3 protein-coding genes are annotated in these 3,221 nt (G+C 54.3%); all 3 read right to left on the bottom strand.

Going from position 1 to position 3,221, the window contains the following annotated elements; translation table 11 throughout:
* Nucleotides 1-246: 246 nt before the first annotated feature.
* Nucleotides 247-1,629 (bottom strand): tRNA lysidine(34) synthetase TilS, encoded by a 1,383-nt coding sequence (gene tilS / locus P1S46_11970; protein MDF1537186.1) that lies wholly within the window; start codon nt 1,627-1,629, stop codon nt 247-249.
* A 157-nt stretch (nt 1,630-1,786) separates the two neighbouring features.
* On the bottom strand, nt 1,787-2,245 hold the full coding sequence (locus P1S46_11965; protein ID MDF1537185.1) for a ferritin family protein: 459 nt from the start codon (nt 2,243-2,245) through the stop codon (nt 1,787-1,789).
* A 180-nt stretch (nt 2,246-2,425) separates the two neighbouring features.
* A complete protein-coding gene (locus P1S46_11960) occupies nt 2,426-3,001 on the bottom strand; it encodes an XRE family transcriptional regulator (protein ID MDF1537184.1) in 576 nt (191 codons plus the stop codon).
* Nucleotides 3,002-3,221: the final 220 nt, after the last annotated feature.

Raw genomic sequence — 3,221 nt, 5'->3', positions numbered from 1 at the left:
TCAATGACTTACGGAGTGAGTCATTGATTTGGGCGCCCCGCGCGGGGCGCATTGATGACTTTTTGCGAAGTCATCAATTTTGATAGTTAAATTAAGTATTTATCACATTTTACAGTTCTGAACAACAAGAATCTGTGTGATTTCACCTACTTAGGCGAATATTGAGATCATCTGGATACCTATTTACGGGTGTCAATTCATCCACGGCCTGAAAGGCCGGGGGTTTCTGAACGATCTTATAACTATTTACGTTTCCATCATTGTCAGTATAACCATCTTTTCTCCTTGAACCTTGTCCAGCGCCCCATACATGGAGATCTCGACACCCGCGACCCACACGATCCTCCCTTTTTCGTCAAGGATGAGAGGGATATAATCGCGGTCCGGTCTCGGCACCTTGCGATCGATGAGGAAATCCTTGAGTTTCTTTTCCTTTTCCATGCCCAGGGGCATGAAACGGTCTCCCGGTCGACGGCCACGGACCCACAATGTCGCCCCGACGCGTTTGGCAGACAAAAATGCCGTCTTCCCTTTCTGGTCGTCCAATTCCCCGCTAAACAGGCCATCTTCCGCCACGATGGAAAAACCGGCGTCGGGAAAATTAACGGTGCCCGGGATGGCAAGGGGAACAGCCACTTCCGGGAGTGGGGTTCCCAGGGACCGGCGACGCCGGATCATTCCCTTACCGTAAGCGACCTCGAGTACCGCCTCTTCCGGCAGGTCGATCCGTCCCGTAGCGCCTGACCGTAAAAAACGAACGGTATCGGTCACAAGGGCACCTGAGGGCTGGCCTTTAAGTCCCCTCTCAAGAAACCTGATCACAGCGCCTGTCTGAAGAGAGGCCGGCAGGTCTGAAAACCGCGTCAGGTCCATGACCAAATCACTCCGCTTCTCTTCACCGGGGGAAATTTTTCCTGAAAGCTTCTCCTCCATACCGGCCAGGGATTTCGAGGCGTGAGCGACCCTGGCCAGAAGGGCAGGCAGGTCAGGATGAAAATTTTTCACAAGGGCCGGGATGGAAAAGCGGCGAATCCGGTTCCTTGTAAAGCAGTTTTGAAAGTTGCTGGGGTCCTCCAGCGGTACGATCCGGTTGCGGCGGCAATATTCACGAGCCTGAACGCCGGTGACACCTAGCATGGGGCGAAGGATCCGGCCCCGTTTTGCGGGGATCCCCGAAAGGGACCTCCAGTCCATCCCCCTGTGGACCCGGAACAGGACGGTCTCTGCCTGATCGTCAAGAGTGTGTCCCGTCAGGATCCAGTCCGCTTTGGCCTTCTTTGCGGCCTGTTCGAGGAACCCATATCTGAGGGTTCTCAAGGCTCCTTCCAGGGAACCGCACCTTTTCCTCTCGGCGGCAACGGCCTCAGGGTCGAGTCGATCGGAAATGACGGTAAGGCCCAGGTTCCGGCATAGCTCCTCGACCTTTGCCCTGTCCTCCTTTGACCCTTCGCGCACCGCATGGTCCAGATGTGCCGCCACGAGTGTTTCTCTCCCTTTCCTTTTGCACATGGCGAGGGCAAGGGCAGTGGAATCCCCGCCCCCGGAAAGGGCGATTAGGAAGCGGTCTCCCGGTCCAGCGCCGAGGCCGGTGAGGTTTGAACTGACGATTTCGGGGAGGTTATCAGTCATGGTTTATACTTTAAAATCAATAGTTTATGGTTCACAGTTAATAAACATTCTCGAAACACAAAGAACGAAGACCGAGGAAGATATTACCTCCGTAAAAAACAAAACCCGGGATCCTGGGAACCCGGGTCGTAAGAGGACGATCGGAGTGCTCGACTTCTTACTCGGTATAACCCTGATCTTCCCATCCGGGGGTACTGCGTATCTTCTCCAGTTCTCCCGCCAGGGTCTCATAGTGCGCCTGTTCGAAGTCGGACAGGTACTCCAGGAATGCCGAAGCTTTTGTATCACCAGTGGCCTCGGACATCCTGAGGTAGGTCTCGGAAGTTTCCTTCTCTGTGTTCATGGCCATCACAAGGAGGTCAGTGACAGACATGCTTTCCACTTCAGGGATATCGACATGGACCTCGTAGCTGGCCAGGTCACCAACATCGGACCCGGTCTGGGCCCAGTAAAGTCGGCTGAGGGTCTCCCTGTGCTCGAGTTCGTCTTCGGCAAGACCGAGGATCTTGCGCCTGACAAGAGGATTTTTGACCTTTTTGGCCAGGGCCAGGTAAAACGCCCGTCCCTCGATCTCGTTCTTGATGGCTTCGATGAGCGTCTTTGCAGTTGTCGACAATGGAGCACCTCCTGAAAAATTTTTTCCAATTTAACATGAATACCGCGAAAGTCCAGCGGTCTCATCTTCGTCAGGCTTTCACGTTTCACGCAGGGTAAAGTCTCTTTAATCCGGGGTTAATAAATCAAACAAACCTGAGACCCCTGGCCAGGAGTCCGTGTGAGGTTCTCCGACAGGCTCCTAGGTGTGGAAATAGATCACCGCGTATATCTCGGCCTTTTCCTCGTTCAGGGCCACCAGCCGGTGCATAACGTCAGAACTGTAATAGGCGCTGTCTCCCTGCTCGAGGATGTAGGTATCCTTTCCGTACTGGAGCTCCACCCTGCCGGACACCACTGCGATGAACTCCTCCCCTTCATGCTGGGACACCTTGACCTGCCCGGGAGGCTGCGGAACGATCTCGATGAAGAACGGTTCCATATGGCGATCTATCTTGCCGCGGCCGAGAGAATGAAAGACAAGAGAAGGCGGGGCGTCCGCGCCGGAGGACAGTTCTGTCTCGCCCAGGCAGTCCCTGTCGGATCCGCGGATCAGGATCGGGTCAGGACCGACTGAATCATCCAGGAAGTTGGCCAGGCGGATCCCCAGGGCCCTTGCCACCTTGAGAAGCGTTCCCAGCGACGGTTTAAACTTGTTTTCCTCGATCCGGGCGAGAAAAGCAGCTTCGACACCCGATCTTTCCGCCAGTTCCTCCATGCTCAGTCTCTTGATCTCACGGAACTTCCTGACACGATCTCCCATCCCGTTGTTTTCCATGATGCCCCTCCTGGAACAGATCCTGGTTTTGTTTTTCGGGTTTAGTATTTTCGTCAGGGTCAGATCCGCGACCCTGTCAAAGCTATCGACTCCTGTCAACTCACATAACATATCAATCCGTCTTTAACTTATAACATCAAAGATGATGACTTCGCAAAAAGTCATCAACGCGCCCCGCGCGGGGCGCCCAAATCAATGACAAGCCGCGCCTGGGAAGGGC

The organism is bacterium, assembly GCA_029210545.1.
Lineage (GTDB): Bacteria > BMS3Abin14 > BMS3Abin14 > BMS3Abin14 > BMS3Abin14 > JARGFV01.
Note: the sequence above shows the minus strand (reverse complement) of the source record. Positions and strands in the feature narration are given on the sequence as shown.

Coding starts and splice junctions, on each gene's coding strand:
- tilS (MDF1537186.1), bottom strand. CDS start 1,629: ATGACTGATAACCTCCCCGAAATCGTCAGTTCAAACCTCACCGGCCTC.
- P1S46_11960 (MDF1537184.1), bottom strand. CDS start 3,001: ATGGAAAACAACGGGATGGGAGATCGTGTCAGGAAGTTCCGTGAGATC.